We start from the raw sequence: 17,387 nt of genomic DNA, 5'->3' as shown, positions 1-17,387 counted from the left end.
CGCTCTGGCGCCGGCGGCGCAGCCGCTTTGATTTGACAGAACCACCATGGCCAAGAACGAAAAAATTGCTGCCGTCAAAGGCATGAACGACATCCTGCCGGGCCAGTCCGAGCGCTGGCAGTGGCTGGAGGCGCAGATCCGCGAGCTGATGGACGGCTTTGCCTACCGCAACGTGCGCACGCCCATCGTCGAGCACACGCAGCTGTTCGTGCGCGGCATCGGCGAGGTGACCGACATCGTCGAGAAAGAGATGTACTCGTTCGAGGACAAGTTGAATGGCGAACGCCTGACGCTGCGCCCCGAGGGCACGGCCAGCCTGGTGCGCGCCACCATCGAGCACAATCTGCTGTACGACGGCGGCAAGCGCATGTGGTACATCGGCCCGATGTTTCGCCACGAGCGGCCGCAGCGCGGGCGCTATCGCCAGTTCCACCAGGTGGGCGCCGAGGCGCTGGGCTTTGCCGGCCCGGACGTGGACGCCGAGCTGATCCTGCTGGCCGTCGCTCTGTGGAAGCGCCTGGGCCTGACGCAGTGGCGCCTTGAGATCAACAGCCTGGGCCAGCCCGAGGAGCGCGCAGCGCACCGCGCCGCGCTGATTGCCTGGCTGGAGCAGCACCAGGGCGTGATGGACGAGGAGGCCAAGCGCCGCATGCACACCAACCCGCTGCGCGTGCTCGACACCAAGAACCCGGCGATGCAGGACATGGTCAACGCCGCGCCCAAGCTGCTCGACTATCTGGGCGAGGCGTCGCTGGCGCACTTCGACGGCGTCAAGGCCATCCTGGATGCCAATGGCGTTCCGTGGACGGTCAACCCCCGCCTGGTGCGCGGGCTGGACTACTACAACCTGACGGTGTTCGAATTCGTCACCGACCTGCTGGGCGCGCAGGGCACGATCTGCGCCGGCGGGCGCTACGACTACCTGGTCGAGCAGATCGGCGGCAAGCCGGCGCCGGCCGTCGGCTGGGCGCTGGGCGTGGAGCGGGTGCTCGAACTGGTCAAGGAGCTGGGCACCGACATTCCCGCGCCGCGCCTGGATGCCTACGCCATCGTGCCCGACGCCGCGGCCATGCCGCAGGTGCTGCGCACGCTCACCCGGCTGCGCGAGGCGGGTGTGCGCGTGCAGATGCACGCGGCGACGGTCGACGGCATGGCCGGCATGAAGTCGCAATTCAAGAAGGCGGACGCCAGCGGCGCGCACCATGCGCTGGTCTTTGGCGCCGACGAGCTCGCCCGCGGCGAGGTCACGGTCAAGGCGCTGCGCGACGGCCAGGGTGCGCAGACCGCGCAGCGCCTGGATGACGTGGCGGGCTGGGCCGCCACCCTACAATCGGCGCGCTGAACGAAAGCAGGAACATGGCACATTTCGACCTCGAAGAACAAGAGCAACTTGAACAGTTCAAACATTTCTGGAAAACCTGGGGCACGCTGATCACCTGGCTGGTGATCGTCGTGCTGGGCGGCTTTGCCGCCTGGAACGGCTGGCGCCTGTGGCAAAGCCGCCAGGCGCTGCAGGCCACTGCGCTGAGCGAGGCCGTCGAGCTGGCCGTGCAGGGCGGCGATGCGGCCCGCGTGCAGCAGGCCTTTGGCGACCTGCGCAAGGACTATGGCGGCACCGTCCAGGCGGCTCAGGCCGGCCTGATGGCGGCCAAGTCGCAGGCCGACGCCGGCAAGTGGGACGGCGCCAAGGCCACGCTGACCTGGGTGGCGGACAACAGCAGCGACAAGGGCTATGCCGCCGTGGCGCGCCTGCGCCTGGCCAGCGTGCTGGTGCAGGAAAAGGCCTACGACCAGGCGTTGGCCCAGCTGTCGGGCAGCTTCCCTCCTGAATTCGTCGCGCTGGTGGCCGACCGCAAGGGCGACGTGCTGGCACTGCAGGACAAGAAGGCCGAGGCGATCGACGCCTACCGCGTGGCCTGGAGGGCCATGGCGCAGGACGCCGAGTACCGCCGCCTGGTCGAAGCCAAACTCAACGCCCTGGGCGCGCGCGCCGACGCGGTCGCCGCGGGCTGAATCACGATAAAGGACTGCGCATGAAACGCATGCTGCGATGGAGTCGGCCCGCCTGGGCTGCGCTGGCGGCCACGGCGCTGCTGACGCTGGGAGGTTGTTCGCTGTGGGGCGGATCGTCCGCGCCCAAGCCTGCCGAGCTGGGGCCGAACGTGCCGGTGCTGGGCGTGCGCCAGGCGTGGACCGCGCGCATCGGGCCGCTGTCGGGCATGGAGCCGACGGTGCACGTGCAGGGCGACCAGGTGCTGCTGGCCTCGGCCAAGGGTGAGGTCGCGGCCATCGATGCGCGCACCGGCGGCGACGTCTGGCGCGCGCAGCTGGACACGCCGCTGGCTACCGGCCTGGGCAGCGACGGACAGGTCAGCGCCGTCGTCTCGCGCAACAACCAGCTGATTGCGCTGCAGGACGGCAAGAAGCTGTGGAGCCAGCCGCTGGCCGCGCAGGGCTATACCGCGCCGCTGGTGGCGGGCGCACGCGTCTTCGTGCTGACGGCCGACCGCACGGTCTCGGCATTCGATGCAAAAACCGGCTACCCGCTGTGGAGCCAGAAGCGCACGGGCGAGCCTTTGATCCTGCGCCAAAGCGGTGTGCTGCTGGCCGTGGGCGACACGCTGGTCGCCGGCCTGTCCGGGCGCCTGGTCGGCTTCAACCCTGATAACGGTGCGGTGCGCTGGGAGGCGCCGCTGGCCAGCCCGCGCGGCACCAACGACATCGAGCGCCTGGTCGAGTTGGTCGGTCCTGCCAGCCGCGTGCATGACAGCGTCTGCGCGCGCGCCTTCCAGGCGGCCGTGGGCTGTGTGGATGCGCAGCGCGGCGCCACCGTCTGGGCGCAGCCCGCGGCCGGCAGCGTCGGCATTGCCGGCGACGACAGCGCGCTGTACGGCACAGAAAGCAACGGCCTGGTGCAGGCCTGGAGCCGCGCCGACGGTGCGCGCGGCTGGTCCAGCGACCGGCTCAAATACCGCCGCCTCACGGCGCCGCTGCTGCTGGGGCGCTCCATCGTGATCGGCGACGCCGACGGCCTGGTGCACCTGCTTTCGCGCGACGATGGCACGCCGCTCAACCGCCTGTCCACCGACGGCTCGGGCGTGGCTGCCACGCCGGTCGTCTCGGGCAACACGCTGGTCGTCGTCACGCGCGGCGGCGCCGTCTACGGCTTCCGCCCGGACTGAAAAGGACTGGCATGCAACCCGTGATCGCGCTGGTGGGGCGGCCCAATGTGGGCAAGTCCACGCTGTTCAACCGCATGACGAAGTCGCGCGACGCCATCGTGGCCGACTACGCCGGCCTCACGCGCGACCGCCACTATGGCCACGCGCGCCTGGGCCGGCGCGAGTTCATCGTGATCGACACCGGCGGCTTCGAGCCCGATGCCAGCGGCGGCATCTTCAAGGAGATGGCGCGCCAGACGCAGCAGGCGGTGGCCGAGGCCGACGTGGTCGTCTTCGTCGTCGACGTGCGCGCCGGCGTCTCGGCGCAGGATCACGACATCGCCAACTACCTGCGCCGCCTGGGCAAGCCCTGCGTGCTGGCGGGCAACAAGGCCGAGGGCATGGAGAACCACGCCCAGCTGGCCGAGTTCTACGAACTGGGGCTGGGTGCGCTGCATCCGGTATCGGCCGCGCATGGCCAGGGCGTGCGCAGCCTGCTGGAACTGGCGCTGCAGCCTCTGAACCTGCCCGAGGACGACGACGACCCGATGGACGTGCAGGGCAGCGGCGCCATCCGCCTGGCAGTCGCCGGGCGGCCCAACGTCGGCAAGTCGACGCTGATCAACGCATGGCTGGGCGAGGAGCGGCTGGTGGTGTTCGACCTGGCGGGCACGACGCGCGACGCGATCACGGTGCCGTTCGAGCGCCAGGGCCAGCGTTTCGAGCTGATCGACACGGCCGGCCTGCGCCGCAAGGGCAAGGTGTTCGAGGCGATCGAGAAGTTCTCGGTCGTCAAGACGCTGCAGGCCATCGAGTCGGCGCACGTCGTCGTGCTGCTGCTGGACGCTACCGAGGGCGTGACCGACCAGGATGCGCACATTGCCGGCTACATCCTGGAGAGCGGCCGCTCGGTCGTCATCGCGATCAACAAATGGGACGCGGTCGACGACTATGGCCGCCAGCAGTTGCAGCGCTCGATCGAGACGCGGCTGGCGTTTTTGAAGTTCGCGCCGCTGCACTTCATCTCGGCGCAGCGCCGCCAGGGGCTGGCGCCGCTGTGGAAGTCCATCGTGCGCGCGCACAAGGCGGCGGTCTGCAAAATGCCCACGCCGGTGCTCACGCGGTTGTTGCTGGAGTCGGTGCAGTTCCAGGCGCCCAAGCGCGCCGGCGGCCACCGCCCCAAGATGCGCTACGCCCACCAGGGCGGCATGAACCCGCCGGTCATCGTGATCCACGGCAATGCGCTCGATCATGTGACCGACGCGTACAAGCGTTTTCTGGAAGGACGTTTCCGCAAGGAATTCGACCTGGTCGGCACGCCTTTGCGCATCGAATTGCGCACTTCGCACAACCCGTACACCGACGCGAAGAAGTCCTGATCACCTCCCGCGAAAGCCTATCCCCTGTGTGGTACGGGGTGGTTTTGCTGTGTTAAGGTGCCGCTTTACAACAACATTTCCGAACACGGAGAATATCGTGAGCAACAAAGGTCAACTGCTGCAGGATCCTTTTCTGAACGCCCTGCGACGCGAGCATGTGCCGGTCTCGATCTACCTGGTCAACGGCATCAAGCTGCAAGGCCAGATCGAATCGTTCGACCAATATGTCGTGTTGCTGCGCAACACGGTCACGCAAATGGTCTACAAGCACGCCATTTCCACCATCGTTCCGGGCCGCGCCGTCAATTTCTCGACGGCCGAGGCGCCCGAAAACAACGCTTGATCCGCGCCGCTACAGCGCAGCTGCCCATGCCGGCAAAGGCCCGCAGTCTTGCGTTCTGACGACACCACCGCTTCCGCCGATGCCACGCCCGTCGTTCTTGTAGGCGTGGATTTCGGCTTGCCGCATTTCGACGGCGAGCTCGAAGAACTGGGCCTGCTGGCGCAGACCGCGGGCCTGTCTGCGGTCGCCCGCCTGACCTGCAAGCGCAAGGTGCCCGACGCCGCGCTGTTCGTCGGCAGCGGCAAGGCCGACGAGATCAGGCTGCTGGCCGACATGCACGGCGCGCAGGAGGTCTGGTTCGACCAGGCGCTCAGCCCCGCGCAGCAACGCAACCTGGAGCGCCACCTTGGCCTGCCGGTGGGCGACCGCACGCTGTTGATCCTGGAGATCTTCGCGCAGCGCGCGCGCAGCCACGAGGGCAAGCTGCAAGTCGAGCTGGCCCGCCTGCAATACCTGAGCACGCGCCTGGTGCGCCGCTGGTCGCACCTGGAGCGCCAGCGCGGCGGCATTGGCGCGCGCGGCGGCCCGGGCGAGCGCCAGATCGAGCTGGACAGCCGCATGATTCGCGAGGCGATCAAGCGTACGCGCGAGCGCCTGGCCAAGGTGCAGCGCCAGCGCGGCACGCAGCGGCGCCAGCGCCAGCGCCGCGGTACGTTCAACGTCTCGCTGGTGGGCTATACCAACGCCGGAAAATCCACGCTGTTCAATGCGCTGGTCAAGGCGCAGGCCTATGCGGCCGACCAGCTGTTTGCCACGCTGGACACCACCACGCGCCAGCTTTACCTGGGAGGCGAGGCGGGCGTGGTATCGCTGTCCGACACGGTGGGCTTCATTCGCGAGCTGCCGCACGGCCTGGTCGATGCCTTCCAGGCGACGCTGCAGGAGGCGATCGACGCCGACCTGTTGCTGCACGTGGTCGACGCGTCCAACCCCGGTTTCCCCGAGCAGATCGCCCAGGTGCAGCAGGTGCTGGGCGAGATCGGCGCGCTAGATATCCCGCAGATGCTGGTCTTCAACAAGCTCGACGCGCTGGCGCCCGAGGCGCTCCCGGCCCGGTTGCACGACCGCTACGAGGTGGACGGACGCCAACTCGAGCGCATCTTCGTGAGTGCACGCAGCGGCCAGGGCCTGGGCGAGTTGCGCGCCCTGCTGGCTCAAGCCGCCACCCGTGCAGATGAATCTCCGCCCGCACAGCCCGAATTGCCCGGCGCCCAGCTGTGATTGGGCACAATGCCACCCGCCATTGGATGTCTTCGAATCAAGCAGAGACTTTGCGCATGAATTCTCACTACCTCAACTCCCGCTGGGCCGTGCTGCCCGCACGCCTGCGGGGGATGTTCAATCTCAATGACCCGCGCTGGGGACGTTCGGACGAGCAGGATCCGCAAGGCCAGCGTCCCGAGGAAACACCACCCCCTGAGCAACGCCCCTGGGGCGACGGCCCGCAGGGCGGGCGTGAGCGCGACCGCGCGTCGGGCTCGGGCGCCAATCCGCCCGATCTGGACGAGCTGTGGCGTGACCTCAACCGCAAGCTCGGGGGCCTGCTGGGCGGGCGCGGTGGGCGTGGCAACGGCTCGCGGCCGCCACAGGGGCCGGGTGGCGGGGGTTTTCAGCCCGACATGAAGAACACCGGCGTCGGCGTTGGGCTGGTCGCCCTGATTGCGGTGCTGATCTGGCTGAGTTCGGGTTTTTTCATCGTCCAGGAAGGCCAGCAGGCGGTCATCACGCAATTTGGCAAATACCACAGCACGGTGAACGCCGGCTTCAACTGGCGCCTGCCGTACCCGATCCAGCGCCATGAGCTGGTCTTCGTCACGCAGATCCGCTCGGTCGACATCGGGCGCGACTCCATCATCAAGGCCACCGGCCTGCGCGAGTCGGCCATGCTGACCGAGGACGAGAACATCGTCGAGATCAAGTTTGCGGTGCAATACCGCCTGAACGACGCGCGCGCCTGGCTGTTCGAGAGCCGCAATCCCGGCAACGCCGTGGTGCAGGCGGCTGAGACAGCGGTGCGCGAGGTGGTCGGCAAGATGAAGATGGACTCGGCGCTGGCCGAGGAGCGCGACCAGATCGCGCCGCGCGTGCGCGACCTGATGCAAACCATCCTGGATCGCTACAAGGTTGGCGTCGAGGTGGTCGGCATCAACCTGCAGCAAGGCGGCGTGCGCCCGCCCGAGCAGGTGCAGGCGGCGTTCGACGACGTGCTCAAGGCAGGACAGGAGCGCGAGCGCGCCAAGAACGAGGCCCAGGCCTATGCCAACGACGTGGTTCCGCGCGCCGTCGGTACCGCCTCGCGCCTGGAGCAGGAGGCCGAGGCCTACAAGGCGCGCATCACGGCCCAGGCCCAGGGCGATGCCCAGCGCTTCACCTCGGTGCTCAATGAATACCAGAAGGCGCCCCAGGTCACGCGTGACCGCATGTACCTGGAGTCCATGCAGCAGGTCTACAGCAACGTGACCAAGGTGCTGGTCGAGTCGCGCCAGGGCTCTAACCTGCTGTACCTGCCGCTGGACAAGATCATGCAGGGTGTGACACAGGCCGCGCCAGCCGCGCCCGAGCATGCCGCAAACAGCAGCGCGCCAGCGACGGGCAGCGCAGCGCCCGTGACCGTCCCCGCGCATCTGCGCGACGCCAGCCGCAGCCGCGAGCGCGAAACCCGATAGGAGCGAAGTGTGAACAGAATCGGATTTTTCCTCTCCACGCTGGTACTGCTCCTGGTAGTGGCCAGCTCCATGGTGTTCGTCGTCGACCAGCGCCAGTACGGCGTGGTCTATGCGCTGGGCCAGATCAAGGAAGTGATCACCGAGCCGGGGCTGAACTTCAAGCTGCCGCCGCCGTTCCAGAACGTGCGCTACATCGACAAACGCCTGCTCACGCTCGACAGCTCGGACACCGAGTCCATGCTCACGGCCGAGAAGCAGCGCGTGGTCATCGACTGGTATGTGCGCTGGCGCATCTCCGACCCGTCGCAGTACATCCGCAACGTCGGGCTCGACGAGAACGCCGGCGCGCTGCAACTCAACCGCGTGGTGCGCAACGCCTTCCAGGAGGAGGTCAACCGCCGCACGGTCAAGGAGCTGATCGCCACCAAGCGCGACGCGCTGATGGCCGACGTCAAGAAGGAAGTGCTGGCCGCCGTGAAAAGCGGCAAGCCCTGGGGAATGGACGTGGTCGACGTGCGCATCACGCGCGTGGACTACGTCGAGGCGATCACCGAGTCGGTCTACCGCCGCATGGAGGCCGAGCGCAAGCGCGTGGCCAACGAGCTGCGCTCCACCGGCGCGGCCGAGGGCGAGAAAATCCGCGCCGACGCCGACCGCCAGCGCGAAGTGACCATTGCCAATGCCTACAGCCAGGCGCAGAAGGTCAAGGGCGAGGGCGACGGCGAGGCAGCGCGCCTGTACGCCCAGGCCTTTGGGCGCGACCCGCAGTTCGCCCAGTTCTACCGCAGCCTGGAGGCCTACAAGGCCAGCTTCAACAAGAAGAGCGACGTCGTCGTGCTCGACCCGGCGTCCACAGAGTTCTTCAAGGCCTTGCGCTCGGGCGTGCCCGCGGCGCCTGGCAAGTAAGCGCAGAAGTCCGGCGCCAAGCCAATGCCGCCGATCGACAGCTGGTGGAGTGCGCTGGCCATGGTGCTGGTGATCGAAGGGCTGCTGCCCTTTGCCGCGCCGGCGGGTTGGCGGCGCATGTTCGCGCAGTTGCTGCAGCTGCGCGACGGCCAGATCCGCTTCGTCGGTCTGGCCAGCGTGCTGGCCGGCCTGCTGATGCTGTGGGTGCTGGCCGCTTGAGTGGCCGGCAGCGCCCGCCGCGGCCAAGCCGGTAGAATCACTGTTTCCCTTCTTTCTTCCCCCCTGTACGTATGTCTGCCTGGCTGTTGCCGGATCACATTGCCGATGTCTTGCCCTCCGAGGCGCGGCACATCGAAGAGCTGCGCCGCGGCCTGCTCGACACCGCGCGCTGCTATGGCTACGAGCTGGTCATGCCGCCGCTGCTGGAGCACCTGGAGTCGCTGCTGACCGGCTCGGGCGAGGCGCTGGATCTGCTGACCTTCAAGCTGGTCGACCAGCTCTCGGGGCGCACGCTGGGCCTGCGCGGCGACACCACGCAGCAGGTGGCACGCATCGACGCCCACCTGCTCAACCGCCGCGGCGTCACGCGTCTGTGCTATTGCGGGTCGGTGCTGCACACGCGCCCCGATCGTCCGCACGCCACGCGCGAGCCGCTGCAGTTCGGTGCCGAGATCTACGGCCACGCAGGCCTTGAGGCGGAGATCGAGGCGCTGCAACTGGCGCTGCACTGCCTGCGCGGCGCGCCGGTGGCCGATGTCAGCGTCGACCTGGCGGACGTGCGCATCGTGCGCAGCCTGCTGGCTGGCGTCCCGGTCGACGCGCAGGTGCTCGAACGCGTGCACGCGGCGCTGGCGGCCAAGGACGCCAGCGAGCTGGCGCAGCTCACGCGCAGCTTTCCGGTGGCCTCGCGCGAGGGGCTGCAGGCGCTCTTGCAGCTGTACGGCGGCGCCGAGGTGCTGGACGAGGCCGAAAAACGCCTGGGGGCGGTGGCCGGCGTGGCCCGCGTGCTGGCCGACCTGCGCAGCATTGCCGCGCGCCTGGCGCAGGTGCGCGTGAGCTTCGATCTGGCCGACCTGCGCGGCTACGCCTACTACAGCGGACTGCGTTTTGGCATGTACGTGCCCGGCGCCAGCGACGCGCTGGTGCGTGGCGGGCGCTACGACGAGGTGGGCGCGGTGTTCGGGCGCAACCGTCCGGCGGTGGGCTTCAGCCTGGACGTCAAACAACTGGTGGCCGTGGCGCGCTCGCGCCCGCTGCAGGCGGCCATTCGCGCGCCCTGGGGCGACGACGCGCTGCTCAACGCCGAGATTGCCGCGCTGCGCCAGCAGGGCCAGACGGTGGTGTGCACGTTGCCGGGCAGCGGCAGCGAAGTGGACGAATTCTCTTGTGACCGCGAACTGGTCAACGTGCAGGGCCGCTGGGTTGTGCGCGCGCTTTGATTTCTTCAGAAAAGTCGGGTTGAACATGAACACAGTCAAAGGACGCAACGTCGTCGTGGTCGGCACCCAGTGGGGTGACGAGGGCAAGGGCAAGCTGGTGGACTGGCTGACCGAGAGCGCGCAGGCCGTGGTGCGCTTTCAGGGCGGCCACAACGCGGGCCATACCCTGGTGATCAACGGCGCCAAGACGGCGCTGCATCTGATTCCCAGCGGCATCATGCGTCCAGGCGTCAAGTGCTACATCGGCAACGGCGTCGTGGTGGCGGTGGGCAAGCTGTTCGAAGAGATAGAAGGGCTGGAGCGGGCCGGCGTGCAGGTGCGCGACCGTTTGCGTGTCTCCGAGGCCTGTCCGCTGATCCTGGCCTTTCACCAGGCGCTGGACATCGCGCGCGAGGCTGCGCGCGAACGCGGCGGCCAGCAAAAAATCGGCACGACCGGCAAGGGCATCGGCCCTGCCTACGAGGACAAGATTGCCCGCCGCGCGTTGCGCGTGCAGGACTTGAAGCACCCCGAGCGCTTTGCCGCCAAGCTGTGCGACCTGCTGGCGCTGCACAACCACGTGCTGGTGCATGTGCTGGGCAGCCGCGAGCTGGACTTTCCGGAGGCGCTCAAACCTTATATGGCGGACGGCGAGGTGCAGTTTGGCGCCGTCTACGACGAGGCCATGCGCCAGGCCGACGCCCTGAAGCCGATGATGGCCGACGTCTCGCGCGAGCTCAACGACGCCTTTGCCGCCGGCGGCAACCTGCTGTTCGAGGGCGCGCAGGGCACGCTGCTGGACGTGGACCACGGCACCTACCCTTATGTCACGTCGAGCAACTGCGTGGCGGGCAACGCCGCCGCCGGAGCGGGCGTGGGCCCGGGCATGCTGCACTACATCCTGGGCATCACCAAGGCGTACTGCACGCGCGTGGGCAGCGGCCCGTTCCCGACCGAGCTGGACTGGGAAAAGCCCGGCACGCCCGGCTACCACATGAGCACCGTGGGCGCCGAGAAGGGCGTGACCACCGGTCGTGCGCGCCGCTGCGGCTGGTTCGATGCGGCGCTGCTCAAGCGCTCCGCGCAGATCAACGGCCTGTCGGGCCTGTGCATCACCAAACTGGACGTGCTCGACGGCCTGGACGAGCTCAAGCTGTGCGTGGGCTACGAGCTGGACGGCGAGCGCATCGACATCCTGCCGATGGGCGCCGACGACATCGAGCGCTGCCGGCCCGTCTACGAGACCATTCCCGGCTGGAGCGACTCCACCGTCGGCGTAACCGACTACGCGCGGCTGCCGGCCAACGCGCGCCGCTATCTCGATCGCATCCAGGAGGTGACCGGCGTGCCGATCGCCATGGTCTCGACCAGTCCGGACCGCGACCACACCATCTTGCTGCACAACCCCTACCAGGGCGCCTGAGCGCCGCGCTTTTCTCTCCCAAAGCCCAGGAGCCACGAACCATGCTCACCGAAGACGGCAAGCACCTGTATGTCAGCTACGACGAGTACCACAGCCTGATCGAGAAACTGGCACTGAAGGTGCACCAGTCGGGCTGGGACTTCGACACCATCCTGTGCCTGGCGCGCGGAGGACTGCGCCCGGGCGACATCCTCAGCCGCATCTTCGACAAGCCGCTGGCCATCATGTCCACCAGCTCCTACCGCGCCGAGGGCGGCAAGCTGCAGGGCCATCTGGACATCGCCCGCTTCATCACCACGCCCAAGGGCGAGATCGCCGGGCGCGTGCTGCTGGTCGACGACCTGGCCGACTCGGGCCACACGCTGCACTCGGTCGTGGACATGCTCAAGACCAACTACCCGCCGATCAGCGAACTGCGCAGCGCGGTGATCTGGACCAAAGGGCTGTCGACCTTCCAGGCCGACTACTCGGTCGATTTCCTGCCGACCAACCCCTGGATCCACCAGCCGTTCGAAGGCTATGACGACCTGACGCCGGCGAAGCTGCTGGACAAGTGGCGCGTCTGAGCGACGCATGAACGCCTGAGCGCGCACCCCGCTGCGGCCGGCCCACCTTCGCGCGACGCGGGTGGGGTCTTGCGGCGCAAGGGCATTGCCCCCCGGGTACCATCGCGCCTTGGGCCGGCGCAGCCGCCTTGCCGGCCAGTGAGACACCATGAGCGCTTCCACCTCTCCCACGCACACCATTACCCGCACCGCCCCGGGCACCAAGTTCGTCAGCCCCCAGGGCACGACGGCGATCAAGGACGGCATCAAGGTCAACGCCATTGCCCAAGTGCCCGACGCCCAGCGCAAGCCCGAGTGGCTGCGCATGAAGTTGCCCACCGGCGCCAAGTACCACGAGGTGATGGAGATCGTGCGCAGCCACCAGCTGGCCACGGTGTGCGCCGAATCCAAGTGCCCCAACATCGCCGAATGCTGGGGCCGCGGCACGGCCACGCTGATGCTGATGGGCTCGGTGTGTACGCGCGCGTGCAAGTTCTGTTCGGTCAGCACCGGCAACCCCAACGGTTGGCTGGACCACGACGAGCCGGCCAAGGTGGCCGACGCGGTGGCGCTGATGAATCTGCGCTACGTGGTGCTGACCTCGGTGGACCGCGACGACCTGGCCGACCTGGGCGCGGGCCACTACGCCGCCTGCATCCGCGCCATCCACGCGCGCACGCCTGACACGGCGGTGGAGGCGCTGACCCCCGACTTCCAGGGCCGCGAAGACCTGGTGGCCCAGGTGCTCGATGCTGGCCTTGCCACCTACGCGCAGAACCTGGAGACCGTCGAGCGCCTGACGCACCCGGTGCGCGACGTGCGCGCCGGCTACCGGGTGACGCTGGACGTGCTGGCATTTGCCAAGCGCCACGCACCGACCACCGTGACCAAGACCAGCATGATGCTGGGCCTGGGCGAGACCGATGCCGAGATAGAGCAGGCGCTGGCCGACGTGCGCGCGGCCAACGTCGATGTGGTGACCATGGGCCAGTACATGCGCCCGACCAAGAACCACCTGCCGGTGCAGCGCTACGTCACGCCTGACGAATTCAAGCGCTACCGCGACCTCGCGTTGTCTATGGGCTTTCTCGAAGCCGTGGCAGGCCCGTTCGTGCGTTCGAGCTACCGCGCCGAGCGCGTGCTGGAGCACAACAACGTCGGCCTGGATACGCACGCCGTGCTCGACGGCATCCGCGAGTCGGCTGCGTCCAGCATGCGTTGCTGATACCTATCGGCGCCTGTATGGCGCGTGTGTAGGCTGTCATGGAGCCTGCTTGCGGGCCATCGGAACATCCATCGCGGCGAGGGCGCTGCTCTCACCACAGCAGGCCCCGGTCAGCGTCCGGTAGGAGCGGTGTCCTCACCGCGATCAGCACTGGCGCAGCACTTGTCGACCTGCCCCCGGATCAGGCCGGCTCCCACGGATCGGCCTCGGCCAGCCAGGCGGCAAGTGCGGCGTCGTCGGCCGCGTCCAGCTGCTCCTGTGCCTGCGCCAGGTATTCGGCCTGCATCAGGTGCTGGCGAAAGCCGCTGCCGTGTTCCGGGCTGAAGATCAGCAGCACCTGGCCGTAGGAGGCCTCCAGCAGCGCCGCCTGCCAGCGCCGGTTCTGGGTGTCGTCGAACATTCGCATTGCAATCAACCTTCCTGGCGCAGATAGCGCACGAAATCGAACTGCAGGCCGCTGGCGTCCACCTGGTGGCTGCGCTGCGCCTCGCGCCATCCGGCGCCCAGCTCGGGGGCAAAGGTGTCGCCATCGAAGGCCTGGGCAATCTCGGTCACTTCGGCGCGCTGCGCCAGCGGCAGCGCGTCGGCAAAGACCTGTCCGCCGCCAATCACCCAGGCGGTGGCAGTGCCCGATTGCCGTGCCAGCTCCAACGCCTGCGCCAGGCTGGCTGCGCGCTGCGCGCCGTCGGCATGCCAGTCGGGCTGGCGTGTGATCACCAGGTTCAACCGCCCGGGCAGTGGCCGAAAGCGCGGCGGCAGCGAGTCCCAGGTCTTGCGCCCCATCAGCACCGGCGCGCCGTGGGTGAGCTGCTTGAAATGCGCCAGGTCCTGCGGCAGGTGCCAGGGCATGGTGCCGTGCTGGCCGATCACGCCATTGGTGGCGCGGGCGTAGATCAGTGCAATTTCCATCGTCATTCCTGTGTGCCGACGCGGGCCCAAACCTGGGCCTGCAGCGCCTCGGGAAGTTCCATCGCCAGCGCGTTGTGCTCGCGCTCATGGTGGTGTTCGATTACATGGCGCAGCGCATGGGCGCCGTCGATCAGCGCCAGAGCGGTGCGCCGCTGCTGCAGTGCGTCGGTCGGCGGGCTGGCGGCCACGGCCTGCAGGCGGGCCGTGTGTTCCTCGGCCAGCAGGTCGATGCGCTCGTGCTCCAGCAGGTAGACGCGCGCGGCCCAGCGGGCGCCTTCGGGCAGGTGGGGCAGCAGTTGCTGCTCTTCGACGGCAATGTGCTGCGCCAGCGCCTGGCGCCACGCCTGCAGCTGCGCGAGCGCCTGGACGAAGTCGCCGCCGATCACGTTGAGCAGGTGGGCGTGCAGCTGTTCTTCCAGGCGTTCGTGCTCGCGCTGGAAATACGGTGGGGCGCTGCGCTCGTCCATGGCGGAGCCTGTGTCAGACGGCTACCGGCGCCTTGATGGCCGGGTGGTGTTCGTAGCCAATCACCTCGAAGTCCTCGTATTCGTAATCGAAGATCGACGCCGGGCGGCGTTTGATGTGCAGGGTGGGGTAGGAGTAGGGCTGACGCGCCAGCTGCGTGCGCACCTGCTCGAAGTGGTTGCTGTAGATATGGCAGTCGCCGCCGGTCCAGATGAAGTCGCCCACGGCCAGGTCGCACTGCTGCGCCAGCATGTGGGTCAGCAGCGCGTAGGACGCGATGTTGAACGGCACGCCGAGGAAGATGTCGGCGCTGCGTTGGTAGAGCTGGCAGCTCAGCTTGCCGCCCGCCACGTAGAACTGGAAGAAGGCGTGGCAGGGCATCAGCGCCATCTGGTCGAGCTCGGCGACGTTCCAGGCGGAGACGATGATGCGGCGGCTGTCGGGGTTGGTCTTGAGCTGGTCGACCACCTGGGCGATCTGGTCGATGTGCGTACCGTCTGCCTTGGGCCAGCTGCGCCACTGCACGCCGTAGACCGGGCCGAGGTCGCCGTCTGCCCTGGCCCATTCGTCCCAGATGGTTACGCCGCGCTCCTGCAGCCAGCGGGCGTTGCCGTCTCCGCGCAGAAACCACAGCAGCTCCAGGATGATGCTCTTGAGGTGCACCTTCTTGGTCGTGACGAGCGGAAAGCCCTCCGACAGGTCAAAGCGCATCTGGTGGCCGAACACGCTGCGCGTGCCGGTGCCGGTGCGGTCGCCCTTGGCCACGCCGTGCTCGTAGACGTGGCGCATCAGGTCTTCGTATTGGTGGCGGATGGGGTGAGTCATCGGTCAATAGCTTCCGAACAGGAGATCCATGGCATTTTGAATGTCCAGCTGCTGCGATGCCAGGTTGCCGACTTTGCGGCGCAGAAAGCTGTCGGGAACGGCGCCCAGGGCGGCGGTTTCCATTACCACGCGCTGGCCGCCCACCTCCAGGGTGGGATGAAGATCTTGTGCACGTTGGCTGACCTGGCCTTCGGCGTACAGCGGCACCACGATGCGCGTATGCAGCCCCTGCACGAAGTCGCTCTGCACGTCCAGGAAGTACGGGATGCGCGACTGTTCCTCGGAGTCGGGATTGGTATAGACGTCGAAGCGGGCCATGCGATTCACTCGCCCGCCTTGCCGTCTCCCAGTTGCTTGCCGAAGCTGCGGTAGCGGGCCAGCGGCAGGCCATATTGCGCAATGCGTGCGTTGTAGGCGGCGATGGCGTCCTTGTTGCGCTCGTTCCATTGCTCCCGGTAGCGCCGCCTGACCTCCTCGGCCAGCAACTCGTCCACGGTCTGCGAGATATTGAGCCCCAGCTCGCGCGCCATCTCCAGCACCTTGCTGTTCAAGCTGAGGTTGGTGGCTTTCTTGGGGGCGTTGTCGAACTGGAGCATAAAACCCTCCATGGCGAATGCGCATATCTTATGCGCATTCGCTCGGGCGGTGAAGCCGTGCCGTACGCTGGGCCAGCCTTGGCGACCGGCCGGGCCGCTTGTCACTCCACCGCCAGAATGCACCCCGGGTTCATGAGGCCCTGCGGGTCGAGCGCCTGCTTGATCGCGCGCATCATCGACAGCGCCACCGGCGATTTGTAGTGCGTCAGTTCCCCGGTCTTGAGCTGGCCCACGCCATGCTCGGCCGAGAACGAGCCGCCAAACTTCGCTACCGCGTCGTAGACCAGCTGGTTGACGCGCGCTTCCTGCTCGCGCAGAAAGGCCTTGGCGTCGCCGCCCTCGGGCGCCTGCACGTTGTAGTGCAGATTGCCGTCGCCCAGGTGGCCGAAGTTGACCAGGCGCACGCCGGGGATCTCGCGCTGCAAGAGCGCGTCGGCGTATTCCACATAGGCAGGAATGCGCGATGCGGCAATCGAGATGTCGTGCTTGATGTTCAGCCCTTCCTCGGCCTGCGCCAGCGGGATGCTCTCGCGCACGTGCCACAGCTCATGCGCCTGGGCGAGACTCTCGGCCACCACGGCGTCGAGCACGCAGCCGTCGTCGATGGCCTGCTCCAGCAGGTGCTCGAAGCGCTCGCGCGCGTGGGCCTCGCTCTCGCTGTCGCTGTTTTCCAGCAGCACGCAGTAGGGCGCGCCCTCCATGCCGGCAAACGGCACGCGCAGCTGCGGCATGTGCCTGGCGACCAGCGACAGCGCGAACTGGCCCATGGCTTCGAAGCCGGTCAGCCCCGCGCCCAGGTGCCGGTGCGCCAGGCCCAGCAGGCGCACGGCGGCCTTCATCGACGGCACGGCGGCCCAGGCGGTGAGCTGGGCGGCGGGCTGGGGAAAGAGCTTCATCGTCGCCGCGGTGATCACGCCCAGCGTGCCTTCGCTGCCGATGAACAGATGGCGCAGGTCGTAGCCGGTGTTGTCTTTCCTCAGGCCGCTGAGGCCGTCCCAGACCTCGCCCTGCGGCGTGACGACTTCCAGCCCCAGGCACAGCTCGCGCGTGTTGCCGTAGCGCACCACCTGCGTGCCGCCGGCATTGGTGCCCAGGTTGCCGCCAATGGTGCAGCTGCCTTCGGCGGCCAGGCTGAGAGGGAACAGCAGGCCTTCCTTGTCGGCGGTTTCCTGCAGCGTCTGCAGGATGCAGCCGGCCTCTACGGTCATGGTCAGGTTGTCGCGGTCGATGGTGCGCACGCGGTTCATGCGCGTGAGGCTGAGCACCACCTGGGTGCCGGACTCGTCGGGCGTGCTGCCCACCGACAGGCTGGTGTTGCCGCCCTGGGGAATCAGCGGCGTGCCCGCATCGGCGCAGGCGCGCACCACGGCGGCCACCTCCTGCGTGCTGGCCGGGCGCACCACGGCCAGCGCGCGGCCGGTGCGGCGCCCGCGCCAGTCGCGCGTGTAGGCGGCAAGATCGCCGTCGGTCAGGACATGGTCGGCGCCGACGGCGGCGCGCAGGTGTTCAAGAAGTGCAGAGGTCAT

At 67.9% G+C, this 17,387-nt stretch carries 20 protein-coding genes; 13 read left to right on the top strand and 7 right to left on the bottom strand.

Going from position 1 to position 17,387, the window contains the following annotated elements; all coding sequences use genetic code 11:
* The first annotated feature begins 46 nt into the window (after nucleotides 1-46).
* The 13 genes from hisS (at nucleotide 47) to lipA (ending at nucleotide 13,066) form a co-directional block, all read left to right on the top strand.
* Complete coding sequence (hisS, locus tag ABD767_RS08600; protein WP_103043833.1) at nucleotides 47-1,342, top strand: histidine--tRNA ligase; 1,296 nt, start codon at nucleotides 47-49, stop codon at nucleotides 1,340-1,342.
* A 14-nt stretch (nucleotides 1,343-1,356) separates the two neighbouring features.
* Nucleotides 1,357-2,013 (top strand): tetratricopeptide repeat protein, encoded by a 657-nt coding sequence (locus tag ABD767_RS08595; protein ID WP_103043834.1) that lies wholly within the window; start codon nucleotides 1,357-1,359, stop codon nucleotides 2,011-2,013.
* Between the two features lie 29 nt (nucleotides 2,014-2,042).
* Nucleotides 2,043-3,182 carry an outer membrane protein assembly factor BamB gene (gene bamB / locus ABD767_RS08590; RefSeq protein ID WP_344869278.1) on the top strand — a complete coding sequence of 380 codons (1,140 nt, stop codon included), beginning with the start codon at nucleotides 2,043-2,045 and terminating at the stop codon, nucleotides 3,180-3,182.
* An 11-nt stretch (nucleotides 3,183-3,193) separates the two neighbouring features.
* Nucleotides 3,194-4,540 carry a ribosome biogenesis GTPase Der gene (der, locus tag ABD767_RS08585; protein ID WP_103043836.1) on the top strand — a complete coding sequence of 449 codons (1,347 nt, stop codon included), beginning with the start codon at nucleotides 3,194-3,196 and terminating at the stop codon, nucleotides 4,538-4,540.
* Between the two features lie 97 nt (nucleotides 4,541-4,637).
* Complete coding sequence (gene hfq, locus ABD767_RS08580; protein WP_103043837.1) at nucleotides 4,638-4,883, top strand: RNA chaperone Hfq; 246 nt, start codon at nucleotides 4,638-4,640, stop codon at nucleotides 4,881-4,883.
* A gap of 48 nt (nucleotides 4,884-4,931) precedes the next feature.
* On the top strand, nucleotides 4,932-6,104 hold the full coding sequence (gene hflX, locus ABD767_RS08575) for a GTPase HflX (RefSeq protein ID WP_103043838.1): 1,173 nt from the start codon (nucleotides 4,932-4,934) through the stop codon (nucleotides 6,102-6,104).
* A 56-nt stretch (nucleotides 6,105-6,160) separates the two neighbouring features.
* On the top strand, nucleotides 6,161-7,549 hold the full coding sequence (hflK, locus tag ABD767_RS08570) for an FtsH protease activity modulator HflK (protein ID WP_103043839.1): 1,389 nt from the start codon (nucleotides 6,161-6,163) through the stop codon (nucleotides 7,547-7,549).
* A 9-nt stretch (nucleotides 7,550-7,558) separates the two neighbouring features.
* Nucleotides 7,559-8,455, top strand: a complete 897-nt coding sequence (hflC, locus tag ABD767_RS08565; protein ID WP_103043840.1) for a protease modulator HflC — start codon at nucleotides 7,559-7,561, stop codon at nucleotides 8,453-8,455.
* Between the two features lie 24 nt (nucleotides 8,456-8,479).
* A complete protein-coding gene (locus tag ABD767_RS08560; RefSeq protein WP_103043841.1) occupies nucleotides 8,480-8,674 on the top strand; it encodes a DUF2065 family protein in 195 nt (64 codons plus the stop codon).
* A 71-nt stretch (nucleotides 8,675-8,745) separates the two neighbouring features.
* Nucleotides 8,746-9,894: an ATP phosphoribosyltransferase regulatory subunit gene (locus ABD767_RS08555; protein WP_103043842.1), complete on the top strand. Its 1,149-nt coding sequence runs from the start codon at nucleotides 8,746-8,748 to the stop codon at nucleotides 9,892-9,894.
* 25 nt (nucleotides 9,895-9,919) lie between these two features.
* Nucleotides 9,920-11,296 (top strand): adenylosuccinate synthase, encoded by a 1,377-nt coding sequence (locus ABD767_RS08550; RefSeq protein ID WP_103043843.1) that lies wholly within the window; start codon nucleotides 9,920-9,922, stop codon nucleotides 11,294-11,296.
* A gap of 41 nt (nucleotides 11,297-11,337) precedes the next feature.
* The gene (locus ABD767_RS08545) at nucleotides 11,338-11,862 is read left to right on the top strand and encodes a phosphoribosyltransferase family protein (RefSeq protein ID WP_103043844.1); all 525 of its coding nucleotides are present in this window, start codon (nucleotides 11,338-11,340) and stop codon (nucleotides 11,860-11,862) included.
* A 148-nt stretch (nucleotides 11,863-12,010) separates the two neighbouring features.
* Nucleotides 12,011-13,066 (top strand): lipoyl synthase, encoded by a 1,056-nt coding sequence (gene lipA / locus ABD767_RS08540; RefSeq protein WP_103043845.1) that lies wholly within the window; start codon nucleotides 12,011-12,013, stop codon nucleotides 13,064-13,066.
* 181 nt (nucleotides 13,067-13,247) lie between these two features.
* On the opposite strand, the gene ABD767_RS08535 is transcribed toward lipA, so the two are convergent.
* From ABD767_RS08535 to ABD767_RS08505, 7 genes are all read right to left on the bottom strand, one after another.
* Entirely contained in the window at nucleotides 13,248-13,472 is a 225-nt protein-coding gene (locus tag ABD767_RS08535; protein WP_146031434.1) for a hypothetical protein, read from the bottom strand.
* 5 nt (nucleotides 13,473-13,477) lie between these two features.
* Nucleotides 13,478-13,975, bottom strand: a complete 498-nt coding sequence (locus ABD767_RS08530) for a dihydrofolate reductase (protein ID WP_103043847.1) — start codon at nucleotides 13,973-13,975, stop codon at nucleotides 13,478-13,480.
* Between the two features lie 2 nt (nucleotides 13,976-13,977).
* Nucleotides 13,978-14,442 carry a hypothetical protein gene (locus tag ABD767_RS08525; protein WP_103043848.1) on the bottom strand — a complete coding sequence of 155 codons (465 nt, stop codon included), beginning with the start codon at nucleotides 14,440-14,442 and terminating at the stop codon, nucleotides 13,978-13,980.
* A 13-nt stretch (nucleotides 14,443-14,455) separates the two neighbouring features.
* Nucleotides 14,456-15,265, bottom strand: coding sequence for a thymidylate synthase (locus tag ABD767_RS08520; RefSeq protein ID WP_103043849.1), 810 nt, complete (start codon nucleotides 15,263-15,265; stop codon nucleotides 14,456-14,458).
* Between the two features lie 3 nt (nucleotides 15,266-15,268).
* Entirely contained in the window at nucleotides 15,269-15,583 is a 315-nt protein-coding gene (locus tag ABD767_RS08515) for a CcdB family protein (RefSeq protein ID WP_344869232.1), read from the bottom strand.
* Nucleotides 15,584-15,588: 5 nt separating this feature from the next.
* Nucleotides 15,589-15,861 (bottom strand): type II toxin-antitoxin system CcdA family antitoxin, encoded by a 273-nt coding sequence (locus ABD767_RS08510; protein ID WP_103043891.1) that lies wholly within the window; start codon nucleotides 15,859-15,861, stop codon nucleotides 15,589-15,591.
* A gap of 101 nt (nucleotides 15,862-15,962) precedes the next feature.
* The gene (locus tag ABD767_RS08505) at nucleotides 15,963-17,387 is read right to left on the bottom strand and encodes an FAD-linked oxidase C-terminal domain-containing protein (RefSeq protein ID WP_103043851.1); all 1,425 of its coding nucleotides are present in this window, start codon (nucleotides 17,385-17,387) and stop codon (nucleotides 15,963-15,965) included.

The organism is Comamonas faecalis (assembly GCF_039538025.1).
Lineage (GTDB): Bacteria > Pseudomonadota > Gammaproteobacteria > Burkholderiales > Burkholderiaceae_C > Comamonas_C > Comamonas_C faecalis.
This window is presented reverse-complemented; position numbering and strand designations above follow the sequence as displayed.